Below are 24,137 nucleotides of genomic sequence, written 5' to 3' on the forward strand. Positions count from 1 at the left end.
ATGCCATTCTTGTATTTGAGCTTTTACCCGAGACCGAAGTCTTTCGGGCGCAGTTGAAACTCTTCTATCGAGCCAATCTCTAAGCCAAGATTGATTCGCGGCGCGTCTTCATGGGCGATGCCTTGTGAATGCATCACCAAACGATTAGCAGTACGAGGTTTAAGCTCATTGACCACAAAGCGAATCATATCGGTGCGGGTCAATTCTTTAAGCTCTTCCAACACTTTTTCACGCTGATTAAAGTCGGTGTCTTTGTTGCCAATTGCTACCCATAGGCGCTGCGCTCTTCCGCGCAATGTGGTGTCAGGCGTTGCAATCTGGTTCCATAATCCGCGCTTACTGCTGTGCCATTGGTATTCATTGAGCTCTAACAACACCATGTAGAACGCATTTAAAAACTCATCGATTGAGGTAACCAGTTCGGCTGGTGCAGCATTCGGTGACTGCACGTAAAGCACAATCCCCGGATGACGGTTAAGCGGCATATTGCCCGTGCCAACCATGTAGCCTAACTGTTGTTTGGTTCGGATTTCATGGAAGAAGGTTGCCGACATTAAGTGATTAGCCAAGGAATAAAGCGCAATATTACGAGGCGAGATGTCTTCACATTGATGATAAATCACCACTGCTGAGTCTTGCTGGTTACAGTTTACTTCGCGTTGGAAACTGCCGTTTTCACCCAGCATAACGAGTGGGCGAAGCGCTTCTTCGTAACGTTGTTCTTTCACGCGCAATGCGTCTTTTAATGTCGTTGCCATGTCATGAGCTTGCTGACGCTGCCAATCGCCATAAACGAACATCTCAACGTGTAGCTCAGCCAGAATCGACTCAACGAACACTGACAACTCATCCACTTCAATCTCTTCCAATGCTTCAACCAATGTTGCGAATGGCGGATTGTTTGGCTGGAGCAAGCCTGTTAGTGCATTAAAAAGCTGCGAAATCGGACGATCTTGCGATGAATTCCGCCAATTGCGTAACAGTTGTTGCTTAATGGTCTCAAAGCGAGCAGGACTGAACTCACGTGCAGCAAAGCGATGCAGAATCATTTCCAACAGTTGAGGTAGTTTCTGGCTAAAACCCGATAGGGTAAGCGTGACGCCGCCTTGGTGAGCATACATGTTGTAACCCATACCTGCGATTTCAGCTTGATAAGTCTCTTTGGCTAGAGAATCGAGGAACATCTCAACACATAGACGCGTTTTCACGATGTTTTTCGGTGATGCTACCGCGTGTGAACTGTCGATGGCGACGTAAACGACGCCTTTTGGTACTCGGAATTCATCGTCTTGCAAGTGCCATAAACGGAAGCCTTCTACATCTTCCACCAATTCCGGTAATGAGCCACCGTTTTCAAACGGTTTTGGATCGAGTTCGTAGCAAATGTATGGGTTCTTTTCTGGGAGAACGAATTGCCAACTTGGGTCGATTTGTTGATAGAAACGGCGCTGTTCTTCGCTAAACGGCGTTACTGAGTAAGGTGTGAAGTACCACTCTGCGGTTTGGTTGTATTCCAAGCCTTTTGCTATCAATGTAACGCGAACATTTTCAACCGAAAGATATTGGAGTAATGAGCGTTGAAGCGCTTCATCATAGCCTGCCATTTTGTAGTCACCATAAACCGTGTCTTCCGGTTGATAGTGCTGCATATTGATCACCAAATGGCTGACCAAATCCATTGGACGCGATGGCTCTTGGAAGCGAAAAGCAGATTCCAACACCGCTTGTTTTTCCAAGTAGCGCCACTCATCCATACCGTCTTGTTTGATCATGGACAGATATTGGAATACCGCTTGAACGATGTCATCGATATGATCCAATCCGTTTGGCGTCAGGGTGCAACTTACGGTGAAATCGCGGTAGTTACTGCCGCTCGCACCGCCACCTGCAGAGAGGGAGGTAATCCAGCCTTTCTCTTTGAGTTGAAGCATTAAACTGCCTTCACCTTCATAACCCAACAGGTGAGCAAAGTAGGAAAGGGGCTTCACGCTATAGTGCGCGTCCATTCCCGGCATTGGGAACGTGAGAATCAGTTTACGGAACTCTTTGATTGGTTCGACTTGAACCAAGATGCCTGTGCTTTCTTCAGTGCCGATAGGCACATCGATCGACTTTCCGCGTAGTTGGTGGTTTGGAATGTCGGCAAACATGGTTTCTACCCACGTTTGCTGCTCATCAAGAGATTGCGGACCAAACAAAGTCAGCGTCATCAAGTCAGCAGAATACTGAGAGTGGTGAAATTCAACAATTTCGTCTCGAATTGATTTGTCTTCGCGATCGCCAAGTGTATCTAAGTTACCGACAGAAAATTTTGAAAACGGGTGCTCTGGGTTGATGACTTCTTTGTTGACTTGATACAGACGGCGAGAATCGTCGTTCAGTTTGAGCTTGTATTCGGAATCGACCGCTTGGCGTTCTTTGTCTAACGCTTCTTCGTTAAACAGTGGTGCGGTAAAGAATTGGCTGAAGCGATCAAGCGCAGTTTCAAAAGCAGTTGGTGTGACATCGAAGAAGAAACAGGTGTGCTCGGTGCCCGTCCAAGCGTTGTTGGTGCCACCATGTTGACTAATATAACTTTGAAACTCGCCCACTTTAGGGTATTTTTCCGTACCCAAAAAAAGCATGTGTTCTAGATAGTGTGCCAGACCTTGGCGATCCATCGGATCATCGAAGTGTCCAACGTTTACTGCTAGGGCTGCTGCCGACTGTTGAGCCGTGTCGGAATGAATCAGCAACACGCGCAGGGCATTACTCAATGTAATGTAGCGGTATTGATTTGAATCGTTTGGACTTAGGTGCACGATGCGTCTCCAGATTTCGCATTACAGTAATTATGATCCCCGAGCGGGGAGGCGCAAAGTTTGCGCTTCGACAAATACTGCTTGCCGCATTTTTGTTATTCGTAAGAGTACTGCATAAGCCCATCAGCAAATTGCTATGGGGTTCGAGCTATTTGAAGGAATGCACTGAGTTCATAACTTCATCGTAGAATGTGATGAACTGAGTATATTCTTTTTAATAGATTGTTAAGAAAGTCGCTATCTTTAGCAAGCGAATTGGTATAATGAACCGATAATTATATCAGTATTTTTGTTTCGACATTATTAAAGTTAGCCCGCTATCCGTATAAAGATAGCAGTCAACCTTTTGGTAGCGTTAGCTATCCCTAGGAAATAACATGAAAATATTTATCTTGCGTCACGGTGAAGCTGAGCATTTTGCGAACACCGACGCAGAAAGACAACTGACCCCAAGAGGCAGAACTGAATCGGAAGCAGTTGCCCGAGCATGTAAAGAGCAAGGTTTTGCTCAATTCGACAAAGTACTTGTGAGCCCGTACATTCGAGCGCAGCAAACTTGGCAAGAAATCAGCGCACACTTTTCGGCTAAGAGCATCGAAACGTGTGAAGACATCACGCCTTACGGTCAATCCGACCAAGTGTTTGATTTCGCTAATGCGCTAATTGAAGTTGAGAAGCTGGAATCACTGCTGTTTGTGTCGCACTTGCCGCTGGTGGGCTACCTTACCTCGGAATTTGTGAAAGACATGACGCCACCAATGTTTCCAACATCTGGCTTGGTGTGCATTGAATTTGATCCGCAAACACAACGCGGTGAAGTGCTTTGGCATATCACGCCATAGAACACTAGCTCTCGAGACAATGGCTCGAGAAAAACAAAAAGGCAGGGTTAACCTGCCTTTGTCGTTCTTGCTCGTCCGAGAAGTACTTCTCGAAGTCGGTGAGTTATTTTTCTGGAATGGACAGCAGCACCAGTAGGGCACCATCGCCGCCAAACTCTAGAGGCGCTTGGTGGAAAGCCATTACATCTGGGTGTTGAGCTAACCAAAGCGGCGCTTTCTGCTTCAGAATGTGCTTACCGATGCCGTGTTGTACACACGCACAGTGGATTTCGTTTTTCACACAGTATGCGATCATCGCACCGAGTTCTCGCTTGGCTTCTTGTTGTGTCATGCCGTGCATGTCTAGGAAGACGTCGGGCACGTACACGCCACGACGAAGACGTTTCACTTCATAAGTGGACACATCGTCACGCGCATAACGAGTTGGTCCCTCTTCATTAAGAAGCGGAACAAACTCATCAGAAAAGTAAAACTCAGAATCACTCGCTTCACGGTTTGAGCGTTTGATTTCTTTTTGTTTAGAATTTTTTTTTGGTTGCTGGATTATGGTATCCTGTCGCAACTTTTTTACGCCCTGTACTGCATCCTTAAACAAGGCGAAATCGTCATCGTGTTCGGTGTCTTTTTTGCTCATTAGGTAAACAATTTCATTTTTACAATTTATGGCAGTATTGTAGCGCTTTTCGGAGGCAATTTTGGATAAGATTTTTGTAGAAGAGGCGGTATCGGAGCTCCATACCCTTCAAGATATGATTCGTTGGACGGTAAGCCGCTTTAACGCCGCTAACTTGTTTTACGGTCATGGCACTGATAATGCGTGGGATGAAGCGGTTCAGCTTATCCTGCCAACATTATACTTGCCGATTGATGTGCCTCCGCACGTATTGAACTCTCGCCTTACGACAAGCGAGCGTCTGCGTATTGTTGAGCGCGTAGTAAAACGCATCAACGAGCGTACACCAACTGCATACCTAACGAACAAAGCATGGTTCTGCGGTCTTGAGTTCTTCGTTGATGAGCGTGTTCTTGTGCCACGTTCTCCAATCGGCGAATTGATTCAAGCGGAATTCCAACCTTGGTTGGTGGAAGAGCCTACGCGCATCATGGACCTATGTACGGGTTCTGGTTGTATCGCGATTGCTTGTGCGCACGCTTTCCCTGAAGCAGAAGTTGACGCGATCGACATCTCTACAGACGCTCTACAAGTGGCTGAGCAAAACGTACAAGATCACGGTATGGAGCAACAAGTGTTCCCAATCCGCTCTGACTTGTTCCGCGATCTTCCAAAAGAGAAGTACAACCTGATCGTGTCTAACCCACCTTACGTGGACGAAGAAGACATGAACAGCCTACCAGACGAGTTCACGCACGAGCCTGAGCTAGGTCTAGCTGCTGGTACTGACGGTCTAAAACTGGTTCGCCGTATTCTTGCTAATGCACCAGACTACCTAACAGACGATGGTATTCTTGTGTGTGAAGTCGGTAACTCAATGGTTCACATGATGGAACAGTACCCACAAATTCCATTCACTTGGATTGAGTTCGAGAACGGCGGTCACGGCGTATTCATGCTAACGCGTGACCAATTGGTTGAGTGTGCAGAAGAGTTCAAACTGTACAAAGACTAAGTCTGTCGAAATAAACCATTCGAATAAACAATGAAAACACCGAGCCCAGTGCTCGGTGTTTTTTTATCCGCTTCGCACTGAGCTTGGAAAATTTCGGCTGTTTTGTTTTTTCCGCCAAATCGGGCTTTACATCAAAACGTAATACCGCCACTATGATTCCACGAAGAATTGAAAAGCAGTTGCGCTCATGGAGAGCGTGGCGACAAGAACTTGAGGAAGTAATGGCAGGAAACAGTATCGGACAACATTTCCGAGTAACGACATTCGGAGAAAGTCACGGTATCGCACTAGGATGTATCGTAGACGGATGCCCTCCAGGTTTGGAAATCACTGAGGCAGATCTGCAAACGGATCTCGACCGTCGCCGTCCTGGCACATCACGTTACACTACCCAACGTCGTGAACCGGACGAAGTAAAAATTCTTTCTGGCGTTTTTGAAGGTAAAACCACAGGTACTTCAATTGGTCTGATGATCGAGAACACGGACCAACGTTCTAAAGACTACTCAGACATCAAAGACAAGTTCCGTCCAGGACACGCTGATTACACTTACCACCAAAAATACGGTGTGCGCGACTATCGAGGTGGCGGCCGTTCGTCTGCTCGTGAAACGGCAATGCGTGTGGCGGCTGGTGCAATCGCTAAGAAATACCTAAAAGACGAGTTCGGTGTAGAAATCCGCGCTTACTTGTCGCAAATGGGTGACGTTTCAATCGATAAAGTGGATTGGAATGAAATCGAAAACAACGCGTTCTTCTGCCCAGATGCAGACAAAGTGGAAGCGTTTGATCAACTTATCCGTGATCTGAAAAAAGAAGGCGACTCTATCGGCGCTAAAATTCAGGTCGTGGCAACCAACGTGCCTGTTGGTCTTGGTGAGCCTGTATTTGATCGTTTGGATGCAGACATCGCGCACGCGTTAATGAGCATCAATGCGGTGAAAGGCGTGGAAATCGGTGACGGTTTTGATGTGGTAAACCAAAAAGGCAGCGAGCACCGTGATACGCTTTCACCAGAAGGCTTTGGTAGTAACCACGCGGGCGGCATTCTTGGCGGTATCTCTACTGGTCAAGAGATTGTTGCAAACATCGCGCTTAAGCCAACCTCAAGCATTACGGTGCCAGGTGAGACTATCACTAAAGAAGGTGAACCAACTCAGTTGATCACTAAAGGTCGTCATGACCCTTGTGTGGGTATCCGTGCGGTGCCTATCGCAGAAGCGATGCTGGCTATTGTCGTTATGGACCATTTGCTACGCCACCGTGGTCAAAACCATGGCGTACAAACCGAGACTCCAAAGATTTAAGTTTGAAGCTTAACTCGATAGAAACACAAAAGGCTGCTCAATGAGCAGCCTTTTTCATGTCTTTTAATAGGTTTCTATTTGAATCAGTGAATCGACCCTTCGGTTTCCAAGTGGAATGAAGGCAAGCGCCATTTAAAGCGTACTGCCGCCATACGCAACATGTAACCAGTAATCAGAGTCACAATCGTCGCGGTTACGTCCGGTACGTTGAACTCAAGTAACGCTAGGTACAAACCTGATGCGATAAGTGCTACAGAGGCGTAAAGCTCTTCATGCAGCACAAGCGGCGTTTGACGACAAATCAAATCACGTAGCAGACCACCAAATACGCCAGTTACAAGTGCTGACACCATACAAATGCCAGGGTGTAAGCCCATGCCAATCGCGACCTTGGTGCCGATGATGCTAAATACGATCAAGCCTAGCGCATCCAAACGAATGAACAGACCTTTCAGCTTGATTACCCACTTCGCCAAGCCAGTTGTCAGTACACCCGCAACGCATGTAATTGCTAAGAATTCAGGATTCTTTACCCAACCTAATGGGTAGTGACCTAGCAAAATGTCGCGTACTGTACCGCCGCCGATTGCCGTTGCACTGGCTACCAACATAACACCAAACCAATCCATTTTTCTTCGACCAGCACTCAATGCACCAGTCATGGCTTCAGCCGTGATACCAATGATATACAACACACTTAGCAGCATAAGGGGACACTCAAATAAAAGGGCTCTGTTATGTCCTTGAGATTAAGGAAAACAGCAGCAAAACTTACCAACAAGATCTAAGCCTTGGGGATAGGCTTAAATCCAAAAAGAATCTCGCTTTAAGTAGCGTTGAAGTCGCCATCATTAAGCGTAAAAATAAGGCGTGAGTGTAGTGGGAAATGTGATCTGTGACGAATGAGAAATTGTATGGAGAAAGCGACTTTCAGATTAACTCAGCTAATAACCAAACATGTTGTGTGGCTTTACCTGTGTAAGAAAAACAGCGACAATGCGCACCGCATACCAATTTGAAGTACAGAATCGATGATGAATCACGAATATCAAGACCTTATCACCATCTTCAACGACACGTTTCTTGAGTCTTTTAATACCAAATTAGAACTTGGTGGTGATGAGCCTATCTACTTACCAGCTGACGAAGCGCACCCACATCATCGGATTATTTTTGCTCGTGGCTTTTACGCGTCAGCACTACACGAGATTGCCCATTGGTGTGTAGCAGGACCAGAGCGCCGTTTGCTAGAAGATTTTGGTTACTGGTACGAGCCAGATGGTCGTACAGTAGAGGTTCAAGCTGAGTTCGAAAAAGTTGAAGTTCGCCCCCAAGCTTATGAGTGGATTCTAGCGAAAAGTGCTGACTTCCCTTTTAACGTTAGTTGTGACAATCTACACGGCGATTTTGAACCAGATCGTCTTGGTTTTATGCACAAAGTGCACAATGAAGTAATGGGTATTCTAAAAAACGGTCTTCCGCCTCGCGTACAAATGCTATCGGATGCGTTGCGTGCCTTTTACCAAACCAAGCCGCTGGAAACGTCTGACTTTATCGTTAAATAACCTCAGAGAAGCTCCATGATTATTGAATTTGAAGAAAAACTACTAGAACTGATTGATGCACGCATTGAAACCGCATCGGATGATGAATTGTTTGCTGGTGGTTATTTACGTGGTCACATTTCTCTGTCTGCGGCGGCGTGTGAAGAAGAAGGCATTAACGATGTGGCTGAGTTGAAATCTCGCATCGAAAACAGTCTTGAAGAAGCGCGTTCAGAATTAACACCAGCAGACCGCGTGATTGTTAACGACCTTTGGCAAGAGCTTCAAGCACAAGCTTAAGCCACCATCAGTTTTTATAAGCTTCGACAGGTTGCGCTAAACCTCTGGTTGAGGCAAAAAGAGTTGAATTAAACTCCTTCGAAATTTTCGAATCTCTCCTTAAAATTTTTGTGGTTGTAGCACACTCGTTCACCTCTTACTCTTGTTAGTACAAAACGTGAACAAAGGACTACAACCATGAAAATTATCGCATTCGGCGCTTCTACTAGCTCTACCTCTATTAATAAAACTCTCGCGACTTACGCAGCCAATCTTGTTGAAGGTGCAGACGTGCAAGTGTTAGATCTCAATAGCTACGATGTTCCTTTGTTCAGCGAAGACAAAGAGAAGGAAATTGGTCAGGCAGAGGGCGCAAAAGCGTTTCTTGCTGACATCGCAACAGCAGACGCTTTGGTGATTTCTTTTGCTGAGCATAATGGCTCTTACCCAGCAGCGTATAAGAATTTATTCGATTGGGCGACACGCATCGAGCGTAACGTATTCCAAAATAAACCAGCGGTGTACTTAGCGACTTCACCAGGTCCTGGTGGTGCACAAACGGTACTCGCTGCGGCGACAGGCTCTGCACCTTACTTTGGTGCGGAAGTGAAAGCATCGCAATCTATTCCAAGCTTCTACGATAACTTTGATTTAGAAGCGGGCAAGTTCCGTAATTCGGAACTTGCAGATCAAGTGAAAGCAGCAGTGGCGACATTGAATTAAGGCTTCTCTTTTGCGTCATTAACCGAGAGATTCCCGACTACACTCCTTTGTCGTTATTGGGAATGACGAGGGAGTTTTCGTTTAGAAGGTCGCTGAATGAGTTGCTCCTGTTAGCTGTTAAAGTTAAAGACTTAAATTCGAACATTCCCTAGAAGGAAGAATGATTGAGTAGGGGATCTTTTTTGTGTAATGAATCGAGAGATCCCCCAACTGCATTCGTTCGTCTTTAACAGGAATAGCAACAGACTTTTGCTTTCAGCGAAATACTAAAAGCAAATTACACCTCAGTAATTGCCTTCCCTTTATGTAGCTTTCTTACCCACATACGGCTAGGGTGCAGCTCAGTCAGGACATCAACAGGCAGTGGTAACGGATCGCCACAGATTTGTGAAGCCAACACTTCTGCCATTAGAGGTGCTGAGCTCAAACCACGAGAGCCTAAACCTAAGAAACAGAATAGGTTAGGGAACTGGTGAATCGCGTCAACGTCTTGCTCTTGTTGATTTTGCAGATCCGCATATTGCGTTTTGATGGTTTCAAAGTCGCCTACGTTCCCTACAAACGGAAGGTGGTCACGGCTAACACAGCGAATACCTTGGCGTGACAAGTTACCAGAGGTATCCACCTCTTTCGTCCAAGTTTGGTTCGGCAGGCACTTCACCAATTTCTCAGCGTTGTCTTTTTGCGCATCCTCGTCAAACTCGTAATCGAGGTGGCTGCGGTCGTAGCTTGCACCGATGCACAAGTGCTGATTATTCGGGTTAACAGGTGTCATGTAACCGTCGTAACACAGTACCGTTTTCAGCTTGGACAAAGTTTCTGTCGCTGGTGCGTGGCTAACTTGACCTTTTACCTGACCCATTGGTAAATCAGCGGTTTGGCTTAGTGTTTGGAACTCACTGCCATTAGCAACCACTACAGTTGAATGTTCAAAGCTTTGACCGTTCGCTTTCAATATCCAAACCTTGCGCGATTCGTCCCAAGTGAGCGACTCGACTTGATGCTCGAACTTCGCTTCAAAAAGTTCTGTTTTATCCAATTGAGCTATCAAGCCTCGCGTGAGTTCAGCAGGGCATAACCAACCGCCGAGAGGATAGTGAACCGATGCCATATCAATCGGCAAGCCTATCTTCTCTGCGGTCTCTTCAGCAGATAGTTTATGAATTAACTCTGGTGTGAAATTGCCAGCAAGCATTTTCTCTAATTTATCTGCAGATTTGTCATCCCACATCAGCTGAGTAATGCCGCACCAATCGTGATCAAATTGGATATCTTGCGCTGCTTGGTCAACAAACTGACGGGCAAACAAAAAGCCCGGAGCGAATACACGAGAAACGCCTTTGTGTGGACCATTTAATAATGGGTACACTGCGCCTTGGCGGTTGCCTGATGCGCCTTCTGCAGGTTGAGCGTCTTTGCAGTAAAGCGTGATATTTTGACCGCGACGAATCAGCGTTTTAGCCAAAGCCGCGCTAGCGATACCGCCACCAATAATCGCGATGGAATCATGATTGGTCGAGGCAGTGCGGTTAAACCAAGGTAGGTGGTTTGAATGCGCTTCACGCTGCTCCATCGAACCTGCAATCATTTCACGTTTGGTGCCGAAGCCTTTGACTTTTTTCATTGCAAAGCCCGCTTCGTTTAAGCCGCGACGCACAAAACCCGCTGCCGTAAAGGTTGCGACCGTACAATCCTGTTTCGCCAATTTTGCCATGCCGTTGAATAGGTTTTGGTTCCACATTTCTGGGTTTTTGCTCGGTGCAAAACCATCTAAGAACCAAGCATCAATCAAGCCTTGCTCTTCATAAGGAACAAGCGGCATGCAGTCTTTGATATCGCCAAACCAAAGATCGAGTGTGATAGCGCCGTCTTCTAAAACAATGCGATGACACTCAGGCACTGCTGCTGGATAGTGCTGTTGCAGTTTTTCGGCAAACTCTGCCAATTCTGGCCATGATTGATGCGCTTTTTCTAAATCAGCTTTGCTTAGTGGGTACTTCTCAAAGCTAACAAAATGCAATTCTTTTAGGGTTGCCTCTGGATATTCGCGACGAAATTCGGTAAACCATTGCCACACGGCTAAGAAGTTCAACCCTGTGCCAAATCCGGTTTCACCAATAACAAAACGTCTTTGGTCAAATTCCTGCCATCTTTCTGGTAGATGATTTTGTTTGAGGAACACGTAACGCGTCTCTTCGAGACCGTTTACGTTGGAGAAATAAACATCATCAAATTGGTCAGAAACCGGTGTACCAGCTTCGTTCCAACCAAGTTCTGCGTTTTTAATCGAAGTCATAATGGTGCAAATATGTGATTTGGCGCGGTTAGAATTCGGCGATTGTACGAATTTCTGGGAAAGCTGACCACTTTTGTTGACTATCTTAGTTATTATCTAGCGGATTTTTGAATTATAGGAATGTCATAATGAAACGAGTCGTAATCACCGGTATGGGTATTGTTTCAAGTATCGGTAACAACGTCGAAGAAGTTCTAGCGTCTCTTAAAGCGGGCAAATCTGGCATCACTGCGTCTGAGCAGTTTAAAGAAAACGGTCTGCGTTCGCAGGTATGGGGTGATCTGAAAATCAACCCAGCAGAATTTATTGACCGTAAGCAGATGCGCTTTATGGGTGATGCGGCTGCTTATGCATACCTATCAATGCAGCAGGCAATTGAAGACGCTGGTCTATCTGAAGAACAAGTTTCAAACGATCGTACAGGTATCGTTGCTGGTTCTGGTGGTGCTTCTGCATTAAACCAAACAGTAGCAACTGACACGATGCGTGCAAAAGGCGTAAAACGCGTAGGTCCATACATGGTTCCACGTACTATGTCTTCAACAGTATCAGCGTGTCTTGCAACACCATTTAAGATTCGTGGCGTGAACTACTCAATGAGCTCAGCTTGTGCAACGTCTGCACACTGTATCGGTCACGCGATGGAGCTTATCCAACTTGGTAAACAAGACATCGTTTTTGCAGGTGGTGGTGAAGAGCTAGATTGGTCTCAAACTATGATGTTTGATGCGATGGGCGCACTATCAACTAAATACAACGAAACACCAGACAAAGCATCTCGTACTTACGATGCAGACCGTGACGGTTTCGTAATCTCTGGTGGCGGCGGCATGCTAGTTATCGAAGAACTAGAGCACGCTCTAGCTCGTGGCGCAAAAATCTACGGTGAGATCGTAGGTTACGGTGCGACTTCTGATGGCTACGACATGGTAGCACCATCAGGTGAAGGCGCCGTTCGTTGTATGAAGATGGCAATGCAAGATGTTGATGCTATCGACTACATCAATACCCACGGCACTTCTACTCCAGTAGGTGACGTGAAAGAGCTAGGCGCTATCCAAGAACTATTCGGTGATAACAGCCCAGCAATCTCTGCGACAAAAGCAATGACAGGTCACGCACTAGGTGCAGCTGGCGTTCACGAAGCGATTTACTCAACGCTAATGCTAGACAACAACTTCATTGCCCCAAGTGTGAACATCTCTAACTTGGATGAAGCAGCACAAGGTCTAGACATCGTAACGGAAGCTCGTGAAGCTGAGTTAACGACGGTTATGTCAAACAGCTTTGGTTTTGGTGGTACAAACGCGACATTGGTAATCAAAAAGTACCAAGCGTAAGCGACTCAAAGCTAACTGAATTTGTTGGTCGGAATGTCACTATGGTTTTCTCAAATGGCGTCAACGGACCGACAAACCAGTTTCCAGAGCTTGATCAGTCAAACTGATCGAACAGACGCAGACTCTATCCCAAGGAGAGCGGGATAGGATCCTTTTGTTCTGGAACTTTGCCCGGCTAATTTAGCCGGGCTTTTTCTTTTCTGAAACCTGTTTAGGAAAGTCACTTGGGTATAGTTGTTGAGATTTTTCAAGAAAAGGGCACAATCGCTTTAGCTTCGCATCTTGCGAATAAACGAACTCATACAAATGGATGTTAAACGCTGGCGCTATGAAAATTATTGTTGATGAAAATATGCCGTACGCTGAAGAGCTATTCAGCCAACTCGGTGAAGTGATTCTAAAACCTGGTCGTACACTAACCGCCGATGATTTAGTCGATGTCGACGCGCTAATGATTCGCTCAGTTACCAAAGTAAACGCAGAACTGATCAGCAAAGCAAACAAGCTGAAGTTCGTTGGTACAGCAACCGCAGGTATGGATCATGTTGATCAAGCGCTATTGCAAGAGAAAGGTATTTTCTTCACCGCAGCACCTGGTTGTAACAAAGTTGGTGTTGCCGAGTACGCGTTCAGCGTCATGATGGTGCTAGCACAACAACAAGGCTTCTCAGTTTTCGATAAAACCGTTGGTATTATTGGCGCGGGTCAAGTCGGTAGCTACCTTGAAAAATGTTTGAAAGGCATGGGTATAAACGTGCTCATCAATGATCTATTTAAACAAGAAGAGGGTGATTCTCGCAGCTTCACTCCGCTAGCCGAGCTGATCGAACGTTCTGACATCATTACGCTGCATACGCCTATCACTAAAGATGGTCCACATCCAACGCATCACCTGATTGATGAGGCAGTGCTAAATGGTCTTCGTAGCGATCAAATTCTTATCAATGCCGCGCGCGGTCCGGTCGTTGACAACCAAGCGCTAAAGCAACGTTTACTGAAAAACGACGGCTTTACAGCGGCACTCGATGTGTTTGAGTTTGAACCAGAGGTTGATATGGAGCTTCTGCCTCTGCTAGCATTCGCAACCCCTCACGTTGCAGGCTATGGTCTGGAAGGGAAAGCTCGCGGTACAACAATGATTTTCAATAGCTACTGTGAGTTCTTAAATAACGAATTACGTGCGCATGCCAGCGATTTACTGCCAACCGCGCCTGTTCCTACTATGGTATTGGACAGAGCATGGGATGAAGCAACGCTGCACAACATCACGCAGTTAATCTATGATGTGCGTAAAGATGACGCTCTTTTCCGCCGCGAAATCAGTAAGCCAGGCTCTTTTGACCTGATGCGTAAAAACTACTGGGATCGCCGCGAGTACAGCGCTGTCACGCTAATGGGTAACGAAACATGCAATCTTGCACCATTAGCAGAACTAGGTTTTCAGGTTGAGGTAAGTCAATGAGCCAGCAATACAATGTTGCCGTATTAGGTGCGACCGGTGCGGTCGGTGAAACAATTTTGGAAGTGCTTCAAGAGCGCAAATTCCCGGTAGGTGAAATCTTCCTACTTGCGAGTGAGCGTAGTGAAGGCAAGACTTACCGCTTCAATGGTAAAACGGTACGTGTTCAAAACGTAGAAGAATTCGATTGGTCTCAAGCGCACATCGCACTGTTCTCTGCTGGTGGCGAACTGTCAGCAAAATGGGCACCAATTGCCGCTGATGAAGGTGTTATCGTTATCGATAACACGTCGAACTTCCGTTACGAATATGACATTCCTTTGGTTGTGCCAGAAGTAAACCCAGAAGCGATTGCAGAATTTCGTAACCGCAATATCATTGCAAACCCGAACTGTTCAACCATCCAAATGCTGGTGGCACTAAAACCAATTCATGATGCAGTGGGCATTGAACGTATTAACGTTTCAACTTACCAATCTGTATCGGGTGCAGGTAAAGCAGGTATTGATGAGCTAGCAGGTCAAACAGCGAAGCTGCTAAATGGTCTACCTGCTGACAAGAAGCAATTCTCTCAACAGATCGCGTTTAACTGTATTCCACAAATCGACCAGATGATGGAAAACGGCTACACCAAAGAAGAAATGAAAATGGTGTGGGAAACGCAAAAGATCTTTAACGACCCATCAATCACAGTAAACCCAACTTGTGTACGCGTACCTGTATTCTATGGTCACGCAGAAGCGGTTCATATTGAGACTCGCTCACCAATCGATGCACAAGAAGTGATGAACTTACTTGAGCAAACAGATGGTATTGAAGTATTCCACGGTGAAGACTTCCCAACACAAGTTCGTGATGCGGGCGGCAAAGACCATGTAATGGTTGGTCGTATTCGTAACGATATCAGCCATCACAGTGGCGTGAACCTATGGGTTGTTGCCGATAATGTTCGTAAAGGCGCAGCAACCAACGCAGTTCAAATTGCAGAAGTTCTGATTCGCGATTACTACTAAGTCGACCACGTTAAGAACCTTAAAGCCTCGCACTATGCGAGGCTTTTTTGTTCGAATAGCGTAAAATTGTGTGAGATTAGTACGAATATGGTGAGAGCCACACATTTTTTACCCTCAAAGCTATAGTTTTGAGGGCTATATCCGATATATTTAACCGATCACTATTTCAAATTGTTACTAGCACCAAACTGAGCCTTCTATGCGTCAAAATTATAAGCGTTTGTTAGCAGCCCTTGTGCTGATGAGCGCGACTCAGACATCGTCATTGGTTCAAGCCGAAGGTATTCGTCTTGTAGGACCCTCTGGTGAAGTGCAAGCGTCTCCGAGCTTTGCTGAGGAGATTGAACGAGCGTTGCCCGCTCCACCTAAAAATGACCAACCGTCGCGCTTCTTTGGCCCGACAGGTCAAAATGAGACTTTATGGTCGATCGCTTCTCAATTGCGACCTTCTCGAAATGTTTCCGTACAACAAACGCTGCTCGCCATCTATAGAATCAACCCTCAAGCGTTTGATAAACAGAATATCCACGAACTGATTCCTGGTAGTCGATTACGTGTCCCTTCTCTGGAGCAAGTGCAAAGCGCAACAACTGCGCAAGCTGTTGCCATTATGAAAGCGCATGAAGCTCGACTCACTCAGCCAAAAGCAACGCCTACTCAACCTGTAAAACCGAAAGTTGAGCCGCCAAAACCAGTGGTTGAAACCGCAAAGCCAGATCCAAAACCAGAGGCTGCGAAACCAGAAGCTCCGAAACCAGAGCTGGTAAAAGTGGTAAAACCTGAGACGCCAGTGCCTGCAGTGACCACCTCACCAGAAGGCGAGAAGCAAGTCAGTGCGCTGAAAGACAAGCTGCAAGGCTCGCAAAGTGAATTGGAGTCTTTGGAAGAGAAGAATCATCGCCTGCGTTTGATGCTTTCTGAAGTACAAAGCGAAGTTGAAACGCTGAAAACATCGTTGAATGACGAAGAGCGTATTCGCTCAGAAGTTGAAAAATTGTTAGCTGAAGAGCGTCAGCGTGTTGCCGAGCAACAGCGTATGCAGCCAAGTACGATGGATAAAATTCTATCGAATGGCTGGCTTGTTGGTCTTGCTGCGTTGATTCCGGGTGCGTTAATCGCCTTGTTGGTCGTGATGATGCTTGGTCGTCGCTCGAAAGCGAAAGAGGAAGAAGCGGCTGCGCAAGAGCAGCAAAGTACAGATCCTCTTGCTGCGCCAATTGGTTTAGCAGCTGCAGATGAATTAGACGAAGAGCTGAGCCTTGATGACGACTTGTTCGGAGATGATGACGAAGCTGAAAACCTATTCGAACAAGAAGAACAGCAAACTGAAGAAGAGGATGTCTTCGGGAACCTTGATGATGACGAGCTTGACTTCAATCTTGAAGGTGATGATGGCGAGGACCCATTTGCTGGCATCGGTGACGATGGCGATTTAGACGTTGGCTTTGATGAATTTGATTCCTCTAGCAATGGCATCAAGGTTAATGGCGAAGAAAAAGCCCTGGGTCTTGAAGAAATGGAGCGCGCCTTGGATGAGGTGGCACCTGAACTTGAAGTGCTAGATGACGATGATGCTGGCTTCGATCTTTCTGACGAAGATGGTTCTGATGCGATGTCTGATGATGCTTTTGCTGAATTACTCGCAGCTGATGAACCGGCAGAAGAGCTGCAAACAGATGGCGTAGACCAAGCAATGTTGGACGACTTGTTTGCTGACCTAGATGGTGATGATCTCAATCTGGATGTTGAAGAAGATAAGCCAACTGTAACTGAGAACGCATTTTCAGCTGGTGAAGCAACGGACGATGACATCGATAAACTGCTAGCACAATACGAGCAACCAACATCAAGCGAATCAGATGATGATGTATTTGATGAACTTGAGGCGCTTTCCGGTCTAACAGAAAACGACTCAAGTGAAGATGACGCATCGGCGCTTCTTGATGAGTTGATCGGCGAAGATGATGGTGAGTCCCTTAACGAGCTTGACCCTCTTGAAGAGCTAGAGGATATCGCAGGCTTGAGCGAAGAGCCTGCGATCGACGAAGACAGTACCGATTTACTCGACGAGTTGATTGGCTTTGATGATGAGGACTCATCCGACGATGACTTTGATCCGCTTGATGAGCTAGAAAAGCTATCAGGTTTCGAGAATGACGATGCTCTGGCAGACATTGATGAAAATAGCGTTGATTTGTTGGACGAGCTGTTAGATGACGATAACGAAGAATCGCACAGCGAACCGAACAGTGAAATTGACCCATTTGATGATCTAATTCGTGAAGATGACGAACCAGAGAACATTCAAGATGATGAAGACCTGCTTGCCTCGCTTGGTTTTGATGATTTAGAGCCTGTAGAAGATGAAGCGTTAACTTCGACTCCTCAACCTACTGCTGGCGTCGAATCAACATTAGATCTAGAAGATGAAAAAGCGGCACTTGGATTAGATTCCGGTTTGGATATTGATGCGCTGCTTAGTGACAACCAACCAGAGGCTGAAAGTCAGCCTCTGACTGAGCCTCTCAGCACAGAAGCTGAAGCCGAGCAGTCTGAATCCGATGTTAATTTCAACAGCAATGATTTCTTTGGTGACCTAGAAGATGCTTCACCAAAGCATGACCCGTTAATGACGGAGCTGGATGATCTCTTCGATACCGACAGCGAAGCTCTAAAACCTGCAGAGCAAGAAGGTGCGGACTTTGCTGCAGAGCTTGACGCATTGATTGGCGGTGAAACGGAATTCGCGGATGAGGCGGAGCTTGAATCCGAGCCAGAAACATCAGTTGAAGAACTAGCAGTGGTGGAAGAATCTGTTGAGCAGCTTGATACAGCGGAGCTTCCATCAGACGACGTGCCACAAGTGAACCAAGCTGAAAGTGAATCTATTGCAACTTCTGATATTGAAGAAGAGCCTGCTTTCACTCCGACGCCGAACACAGTTGAAAATGAATTTGGTATTCCTCAAGAGGAAGATTGGCTAGTTGATGATATTGAGCCTGAGGGCAAAACAGAGCAAGAGCCAGTCGCAGCTAACTCAACTGCATCTAATATCGATGAAGAAGAGTTCAACCTCGACGACTTAGAGCTTCCTGAATTCAGCGAAGAAGATGCGCTAGCGTCAATGGCAGAGGAGCCAGCGCTAACAGAATCGGAAACAGCCGATGTTGAAGCGCCAGTTGCGGACGCGGAAGAAGAGTTCAACTTTGATGAATTAGAGCTTCCTGAGTTCAGCGAAGAAGATGCGCTAGCATCAATGGCAGAAGAGCCTGCGCTAACAGAATCGGAAACAGCCGATGTTGAAGCACCAGTTGCGGACGCAGAAGAAGAGTTCAACCTCGACGACTTAGAACTTCCTGAATTCAGCGAAGAAGATGCGCTAGCGTCAATGGCAGAAGAGCCAGCGCTAACAGAATCGGAAACAGCCGATCTTGAAGCGCCAGTTGCGGACGCAGAAGAAGAGTTCAACTTTGATGAATTAGAGCTTCCTGAGTTCAGCGAAGAAGGTGCGCTAGCGTCAATGACAGAGGAGCCAGCGCTAACAGAATCGGAAACAGCCGATCTTGAAGCGCCAGTTGCGGACGCAGAAGAAGAGTTCAACTTTGATGAATTAGAGCTTCCTGAGTTCAGCGAAGAAGATGCGCTAGCGTCAACGGCAGAAGTGCCAGCGTTAGCGGAATCGGAAATGGCTGAGCCTGAAGCACCAGTTGCGGAAGCAGAAGAAGAGTTCAACTTCGACGACTTAGAGCTTCCTGATTTCAGCGAAGAAGATGCGCTAGCGTCAATGGCAGAGGAGCCAGCGCTAACAGAATCGGAAATGGCTGAGCCTGAAGCACCAGTTGCGGAAGCAGAAGAAGAGTTCAACTTCGACGACTTAGAGCTTCCTGAGTTCAGCGAAGAAGATGCGCTAGCGTCAACGGCAGAAGAGCCAGCGTTAGCGGAATCGGAAATGGCTGAGCCTGAAGCACCAGTTGCGGAAGCAGAAGAAGAGTTCAACTTCGACGACTTAGAGCTTCCTGAATTCAGCGAAGAAGATGCGCTAGCGTCAATGGCAGAGGAGCCAGCGCTAACAGAATCGGAAACAGCCGATCTTGAAGCGCCAGTTGCGGAAGCAGAAGAAGAGTTCAACTTCGACGACTTAGAGCTTCCTGAATTCAGCGAAGAAGATGCGCTAGCATCAATGGCAGAAGAACCATCAACTGCTGAATCTGACACTATTAGTCCAGAAGCATCGAATGAGCGCTTAGAAACGCCTCAGCCAGTGTTGCAAGCTGATAATGACCACGATGCTTTGTTCGAAGTCTTTGCGCAACCAGAAGCTTTCAGTGCCGATGTGGAGCCAGAAGCGAACAATGCCTTTGAGTCAGAGTTAAATGACTTCGAAGAATCAGCGATGGCGAACCTGTTATCGGAAAATGCTGAATCTGAGGTCTTTGATGGCAAGCTAGATAGTGACACGATTGCAAGCGCTGGTATGGACTTCGAGACTATGCTGGATGTTGGTGATGACTGGGACGGCTTTAAACTGTCGCCAGAAAGTACTTCATCAGCAACAGAGGTACCAGAAGATCAGCGTGAAGTATGGAGTTCGTCTGACGCGTTAGCACAGCCAGAAATCGCGCAAGAAAACTGGGGTGAGCAAGAAGACTTAACGGACTTTGATCCTAAGAAGAATCAATTCATGACGATTGATGAGTTGATGGCGCAAGTGGATAAAGACGGTGGCGAGTTTGAAGAGCAAGATCTCAAACTCGATGTGGGTCTGAACGAATTTCCTGACGTGATTGGTGATATTGGCGATGTCGATGTAGATACCAATGCAGAAGCTGCAGGTAAGCTGGATCTCGCAAAAATCTACCTTGAGATGAACGATCCTCAAGGCGCGATTAAGTTGCTAGAAGAAGCGATTGTCTACGGAGAAGATGATATTCGCCGAGAGGCTAAAAACCTCATCGATACGATTAACGGTAGGTAACTAAAAGGGCAGCAAACGCTGCCCTTTTTGTATCTGGAAGGACTTACGTATATACTTCCCGCCCCATTTTAGAGTTCGAAGGTTAAAATGAGAATCGCATTAGGTATCGAATACAACGGTACAAACTACTTTGGCTGGCAACGTCAAAGAGAAGTGAAAAGCGTCCAAGAAGAGCTAGAAAAAGCATTGTCTGTGGTAGCTAATCACCCTGTTGAAGTTCAGTGTGCAGGTCGTACAGACGCTGGTGTGCATGGCACTGGTCAGGTTATTCACTTTGACACCAACGTGAGTCGTAAAATGGTGGCTTGGACTATGGGTGCAAATGCAAACATGCCAAGTGATATCGCTGTCCGCTGGGCAGTGGAAGTGAACGATGACTTTCATGCTCGATTCTCTGCAACTGCGCGTCGTTATCGCTACATCATCTTCAATCATGCACTGCGTCCAGGTATTTTGAATTCTGGGGTGAGCCACTACCATGGTGAACTTGACGAGAAGAAAATGCATGAAGCAGGGCAGTATCTATTGGGTGAGAACGACTTTAGCTCATTCCGTGCTGCGCATTGCCAATCATTGAGTCCATTCCGTAACTTGATGCACCTTAACGTAACTCGTCATGGTGACTACATCGTGATTGATATCAAAGCCAATGCATTTGTTCATCATATGGTGCGCAACATCACCGGTAGCTTGATCAAAGTGGGTCGTGGTGAAGAAAAACCAGAATGGATAAAATGGCTACTAGAAGCGAAAGACCGCAAATTAGCAGGCGCGACCGCCAAAGCTGAAGGCTTATATTTGGTGGATGTGGACTACCCAGAAGAGTTTGGATTGCCACTTGTGCCGATCGGTCCGTTGTTTTTGCCAGATAATTTGAACTAAATTTGCGATTTTGTTTCAAAATATCGGTACTTTAGGCTGGATACGTGCTGAAACTGTGCGTTATTAATGATATCAAAAATAGGTACAACCAGTTTTTTATCTACAGTCGCGGCAAGATATGTTTTAATCCATCCGCAATATTCCCGAATTTATATCTTTCGCAATGAAGCGGAAGAGTTGAGAGAAAAGGTCTTCCATGAGTTGGCTTGAAAAGATTTTAGAGAAAAGCAACCTAGTAAGTTCACGTAAAGCTTCTATTCCTGAAGGCGTGTGGACCAAATGTACTTCTTGTGAGCAGGTTTTATACCACGCTGAGCTTGAGCGTAACCTAGAAGTTTGTCCTAAGTGTAACCATCACATGCGTATGAAAGCGCGCCGTCGTCTAGAAACATTCCTAGATGAAGGTAACCGTGTGGAACTTGGTACTGAGCTTGAGCCGCAAGATAAACTGAAGTTTAAAGATTCTAAACGCTACAAAGAGCGTATCTCTGCTGCACAAAAGAGCAGTGGTGAGAAAGATGCACTGATCGTAATGCAAGGTGAATTGTTGGGCATGCCACTAGTGGCGTGTGCTTTTGAGTTCTCTTTCATGGGCGGTTCAATGGGTTCTGTTGTTGGTGCGCGCTTTGTAAAAGCAGTAGAAGCAGCAATTGAAAACAACTGTGCACTTGTTTGTTTCTCAGCAAGTGGTGGTGCGCGTATGCAGGAGGCGTTGATGTCTCTAATGCAAATGGCGAAAACCAGTGCGGCACTTGAGCGTCTTTCTGAGAAAGGCTTGCCATTCATCTCTGTACTGACTGACCCAACAATGGGCGGTGTATCAGCAAGTTTGGCAATGCTAGGTGACATCAACATTGGTGAACCTAAAGCACTTATCGGCTTTGCTGGTCGCCGTGTAATTGAACAGACAGTACGTGAAGATCTTCCTGAAGGCTTCCAACGTAGCGAGTTCCTTCTTGAGCACGGTGCGATCGATATGATCGTTGACCGTCGTGAAATGCGTCAGCGTGTGGGTGGTCTAGTAGCTAAGCTAACTAACCACAAGTCTCCTATGGTGGTCTCGGTTAACGAATCTCCAAATGAAGAGCCATATTCTGTACCAGAAGCGGACGAAAAAGGGTAAAGTATCAACTAACATAAAAACCAAAGAAATTAATGGTTAAAGTTAGATGACCCAAAACTCTATTCCTCAAGCCACATCTCCTCTAACGATGTGGCTTGATTATTTAACAAATCTCCACACTTCAGCGATTGACCTTGGCTTAGACCGCGTTCAAGCGGTAGCGCAAAAGGCTAACCTTACCAAACCAGCTCCTACTGTGATTACTGTTGCCGGCACCAATGGCAAGGGCTCAACATGTGCGTTGATGGAAGCCATTCTATTAGATGCCGGTTACTCTGTCGGTGTTTACAGTTCACCACACCTGATTCGCTACAATGAGCGAGTACGTATCAATGGCGTCGATGCAGAAGATAGCAAACACTGTGAGGCGTTCGATTACATCGAAAAACAGCGCGGCGAGATAAGCCTAAGTTTGTTTGAATTTGGTACGTTAGCGGCACTTCGTATTTTCCAAGTTGAGAAAGTGGATGTGGTCCTGTTAGAAGTTGGTCTAGGTGGACGCTTAGACGCGACTAATGTGGTTGACCATGACGTGTCTGTTATCACTAGCTTGGCTATCGACCATGTTGATTGGCTGGGCGATGACATCAATGTGATTGGCTTCGAGAAAGCCGGTATTTACCGTGCGGGCAAACCTGCAATTTGTGGTCAGCCAACACCGCCGGCGACGGTTGCTGCCCATGCTGATGATATTCAAGCTGAGTTTTTCCAAGTCGGTATTCAATTTGATTACCAGATAACTGAGAAAGGTTGGAAGTGGAGCAGTGGCGCATTTGATTTAGAAGATCTGCCATTGCCATCTCTACCGTTACCGAATGCAGCAACAGCGTTAATGGCTCTCGGCGCGTCAGAATTGCAAATCACTGACATTAATATCGTTAATGGCTTGAATAATGCTCGCTTGGCTGGCCGAATGCAGGTTTTGCAAACGGGTCCGGAAATCGTCCTTGATGTTGCACACAACCCTCATTCAGCTGAATACTTGGTTGAGAAGGTGAAACGTCAATACGCGGATAAGAACATCCACGTTGTGGTTGCTATGCTGCACGATAAAGACATCAAAGCAACAATCGAAGCATTAACTCCAATTGCAACGCAATGGTATCCAGCATCGCTGACAGGTCCACGAGCAGCGACAGCAGATGAACTGTGCCAATACTTACCTCAAGGTCAAGTTGAGTTCCAAGCTCCAGTAGAGGCGTTTGAGAGCGCGAAGACTCACGCAGCTCACGACGATGTCATTTTGGTGGTTGGTTCCTTCCATACTGTGGGCGAGGTGTTGGAGCATTGGCAATCAAATAATGAGTAATCAAAGGTAATTTGATGGCAAGTAAATTCCAAAGTCGTTTAGTCGGCACCATCATTCTAGTAGCGGTGGGGGTCATTGTGCTCCCTGACGTCCTAGATGGTAAGAAACTGCACTACAAAGAAGAGTTTGCCAGCATTCCTATCAAACCAGAACTTGATAGCGATGTGGAAAACTTTGAAATCTTGGAACCTGAAGAAGACAACGTTTCGTTACCAGAATCTCCGGTAACTGCGACGGTGGATGAATCTGAAGTGTCTCCAATTGACGTTTCTGTACCAAAAACAGAGCCTGCTACTCAACCTGAACACGCGAACAAGCAGCCTGAAAAGGTAGAGGTCGCTGTTCGTCCGGTTGAAGAAAAAAATCAATATGAGGATTCGGCTTGGATCATTCAATTGATGGCACTGAAAAATCATGAGAATGCAGTTGCATTGGTAGAGGATTTACAGAAGCGCGGGTATCAAGCTCATGTAAAAAAAGAGAATACCTTTACTCGAGTAATTGTTGGTCCTGATGTATCAAAAAGTAAACTTGAACGACAGGTCAAGGAATTACAAAAAATTACAGGCTCAAAAGGTCAATTGCTTAAATTTAAGCCATTAAATCCATAAGAAAA

At 46.3% G+C, this 24,137-nt stretch carries 18 protein-coding genes; 14 read left to right on the plus strand and 4 right to left on the minus strand.

Annotated elements, in window-relative coordinates:
* Nucleotides 1–23: 23 nt before the first annotated feature.
* Entirely contained in the window at nucleotides 24–2,801 is a 2,778-nt protein-coding gene (locus QMY49_RS02755; protein WP_269992477.1) for an insulinase family protein, read from the minus strand.
* A 377-nt stretch (nucleotides 2,802–3,178) separates the two neighbouring features.
* Between QMY49_RS02755 and sixA the strand changes: the two genes are divergently transcribed.
* Entirely contained in the window at nucleotides 3,179–3,643 is a 465-nt protein-coding gene (gene sixA, locus QMY49_RS02760) for a phosphohistidine phosphatase SixA (RefSeq protein WP_005438776.1), read from the plus strand.
* A gap of 103 nt (nucleotides 3,644–3,746) precedes the next feature.
* On the opposite strand, the gene smrB is transcribed toward sixA, so the two are convergent.
* Nucleotides 3,747–4,277 carry an endonuclease SmrB gene (smrB, locus tag QMY49_RS02765; protein WP_017817810.1) on the minus strand — a complete coding sequence of 177 codons (531 nt, stop codon included), beginning with the start codon at nucleotides 4,275–4,277 and terminating at the stop codon, nucleotides 3,747–3,749.
* A gap of 61 nt (nucleotides 4,278–4,338) precedes the next feature.
* Between smrB and prmB the strand changes: the two genes are divergently transcribed.
* Together prmB and aroC are read left to right on the plus strand one after the other, a co-directional pair.
* Complete coding sequence (prmB, locus tag QMY49_RS02770) at nucleotides 4,339–5,271, plus strand: 50S ribosomal protein L3 N(5)-glutamine methyltransferase (protein ID WP_005433096.1); 933 nt, start codon at nucleotides 4,339–4,341, stop codon at nucleotides 5,269–5,271.
* Nucleotides 5,272–5,492: 221 nt separating this feature from the next.
* Nucleotides 5,493–6,578, plus strand: a complete 1,086-nt coding sequence (gene aroC, locus QMY49_RS02775) for a chorismate synthase (RefSeq protein WP_005448015.1) — start codon at nucleotides 5,493–5,495, stop codon at nucleotides 6,576–6,578.
* Between the two features lie 83 nt (nucleotides 6,579–6,661).
* Here the strand turns inward: aroC and QMY49_RS02780 are convergent, their stop codons facing one another.
* Nucleotides 6,662–7,285, minus strand: a complete 624-nt coding sequence (locus QMY49_RS02780) for a trimeric intracellular cation channel family protein (protein WP_005433103.1) — start codon at nucleotides 7,283–7,285, stop codon at nucleotides 6,662–6,664.
* Between the two features lie 327 nt (nucleotides 7,286–7,612).
* Between QMY49_RS02780 and QMY49_RS02785 the strand changes: the two genes are divergently transcribed.
* From QMY49_RS02785 to QMY49_RS02795, 3 genes are all read left to right on the plus strand, one after another.
* On the plus strand, nucleotides 7,613–8,143 hold the full coding sequence (locus tag QMY49_RS02785) for an elongation factor P hydroxylase (RefSeq protein WP_283314030.1): 531 nt from the start codon (nucleotides 7,613–7,615) through the stop codon (nucleotides 8,141–8,143).
* A 15-nt stretch (nucleotides 8,144–8,158) separates the two neighbouring features.
* On the plus strand, nucleotides 8,159–8,422 hold the full coding sequence (locus QMY49_RS02790) for a YfcL family protein (protein ID WP_005448019.1): 264 nt from the start codon (nucleotides 8,159–8,161) through the stop codon (nucleotides 8,420–8,422).
* 177 nt (nucleotides 8,423–8,599) lie between these two features.
* On the plus strand, nucleotides 8,600–9,124 hold the full coding sequence (locus QMY49_RS02795; RefSeq protein ID WP_038898832.1) for an NADPH-dependent FMN reductase: 525 nt from the start codon (nucleotides 8,600–8,602) through the stop codon (nucleotides 9,122–9,124).
* A gap of 277 nt (nucleotides 9,125–9,401) precedes the next feature.
* Here the strand turns inward: QMY49_RS02795 and mnmC are convergent, their stop codons facing one another.
* Nucleotides 9,402–11,420: a bifunctional tRNA (5-methylaminomethyl-2-thiouridine)(34)-methyltransferase MnmC2/FAD-dependent 5-carboxymethylaminomethyl-2-thiouridine(34) oxidoreductase MnmC1 gene (gene mnmC, locus QMY49_RS02800; RefSeq protein WP_283312708.1), complete on the minus strand. Its 2,019-nt coding sequence runs from the start codon at nucleotides 11,418–11,420 to the stop codon at nucleotides 9,402–9,404.
* A gap of 128 nt (nucleotides 11,421–11,548) precedes the next feature.
* Here mnmC and fabB point away from each other — a divergent pair, with 128 nt between their 5' ends.
* The 8 genes from fabB (at nucleotide 11,549) to QMY49_RS02840 (ending at nucleotide 24,132) form a co-directional block, all read left to right on the plus strand.
* Nucleotides 11,549–12,760 carry a beta-ketoacyl-ACP synthase I gene (gene fabB / locus QMY49_RS02805; RefSeq protein WP_005448024.1) on the plus strand — a complete coding sequence of 404 codons (1,212 nt, stop codon included), beginning with the start codon at nucleotides 11,549–11,551 and terminating at the stop codon, nucleotides 12,758–12,760.
* Nucleotides 12,761–13,088: 328 nt separating this feature from the next.
* Nucleotides 13,089–14,222: a 4-phosphoerythronate dehydrogenase gene (locus tag QMY49_RS02810; RefSeq protein ID WP_283312711.1), complete on the plus strand. Its 1,134-nt coding sequence runs from the start codon at nucleotides 13,089–13,091 to the stop codon at nucleotides 14,220–14,222.
* Complete coding sequence (locus tag QMY49_RS02815; RefSeq protein ID WP_283312713.1) at nucleotides 14,219–15,232, plus strand: aspartate-semialdehyde dehydrogenase; 1,014 nt, start codon at nucleotides 14,219–14,221, stop codon at nucleotides 15,230–15,232. Before QMY49_RS02810 ends, QMY49_RS02815 begins: the two co-directional genes overlap by 4 nt.
* Before the next feature lie 199 nt (nucleotides 15,233–15,431).
* Nucleotides 15,432–20,207, plus strand: coding sequence for a FimV/HubP family polar landmark protein (locus tag QMY49_RS02820; protein WP_283312715.1), 4,776 nt, complete (start codon nucleotides 15,432–15,434; stop codon nucleotides 20,205–20,207).
* A gap of 87 nt (nucleotides 20,208–20,294) precedes the next feature.
* Nucleotides 20,295–21,089, plus strand: coding sequence for a tRNA pseudouridine(38-40) synthase TruA (gene truA / locus QMY49_RS02825; protein ID WP_283312717.1), 795 nt, complete (start codon nucleotides 20,295–20,297; stop codon nucleotides 21,087–21,089).
* Between the two features lie 196 nt (nucleotides 21,090–21,285).
* Nucleotides 21,286–22,212 (plus strand): acetyl-CoA carboxylase, carboxyltransferase subunit beta, encoded by a 927-nt coding sequence (gene accD / locus QMY49_RS02830; RefSeq protein ID WP_005452095.1) that lies wholly within the window; start codon nucleotides 21,286–21,288, stop codon nucleotides 22,210–22,212.
* 46 nt (nucleotides 22,213–22,258) lie between these two features.
* Complete coding sequence (gene folC / locus QMY49_RS02835; RefSeq protein WP_005452094.1) at nucleotides 22,259–23,521, plus strand: bifunctional tetrahydrofolate synthase/dihydrofolate synthase; 1,263 nt, start codon at nucleotides 22,259–22,261, stop codon at nucleotides 23,519–23,521.
* Nucleotides 23,522–23,535: 14 nt separating this feature from the next.
* Entirely contained in the window at nucleotides 23,536–24,132 is a 597-nt protein-coding gene (locus QMY49_RS02840; protein ID WP_050940892.1) for an SPOR domain-containing protein, read from the plus strand.
* Nucleotides 24,133–24,137: the final 5 nt, after the last annotated feature.

This window comes from Vibrio harveyi (genome assembly GCF_030060435.1).
Taxonomy (GTDB): Bacteria; Pseudomonadota; Gammaproteobacteria; order Enterobacterales; family Vibrionaceae; genus Vibrio; species Vibrio harveyi.